This is a genomic window from Hominisplanchenecus sp. (assembly GCF_046967715.1).
GTDB lineage: Bacteria > Bacillota > Clostridia > Lachnospirales > Lachnospiraceae > Hominisplanchenecus > Hominisplanchenecus faecis.
In genome coordinates, this window is sequence record NZ_JBKVNQ010000033.1 from 14,184 (window position 1) to 14,789 (window position 606).

Annotated in this window: 1 protein-coding gene; it reads left to right on the forward strand. The window is 34.0% G+C overall.

Features of this window, described 5'->3' with window-relative positions; translation table 11 throughout:
- Nucleotides 1–115 precede the first annotated feature (115 nt).
- A complete protein-coding gene (locus tag ACLTL4_RS06515; protein WP_147632381.1) occupies nt 116–478 on the forward strand; it encodes an HIRAN domain-containing protein in 363 nt (120 codons plus the stop codon).
- Nucleotides 479–606: the final 128 nt, after the last annotated feature.

Here is a 606-nt window from a genome sequence, read left to right on the forward strand (position 1 = left end):
AGAAAAGAGAAGACAAAGAGAAAACAACTGTACTTTTTATTGGACATGTTGTACTGTATAATGAAGTATAGAAGACGTGGAAAGGAAGGTATGGGGAATGGAGAATGAGAAAAAAATCAAAAAAGTCTATTTTACGTTGACGGGTACGAAGTATCATTATGGAATGGATTTTCTGGAAAAGGGTATGAAATTATATCTGGAAAAGGAACCGGATAATAAATATGATAAAGAAGCAATTATGGTAAAAAAAGAAGGACTTGGATTGATTGGTTATGTGGCAAACAGTACATATACAGTAATCGGAGAAAGTATGAGTGCAGGTCGTTTATATGATAAGATTGGAAAGAAAGCAACAGCGAAAGTTGTTATGCTGACAAATGCAGGTGTTATCTGCAAAATCTGTAAAAAAAGTCTGCTGGAGTATCAGCAGCAAAATAAAGAAATCGAGAAAAGCGAAGAGCCGGTTAAACAGAATTAAAAGAGTTTCACAACGTTTTCACTCTATATGTTATACTGATTTCAACAATGAAAAAGGGAGAAAGGTATATGCCTAAAGGTACAAATCAAAAGTTTAAATTGTACAGACTTGCACAGATTATGCAGGAG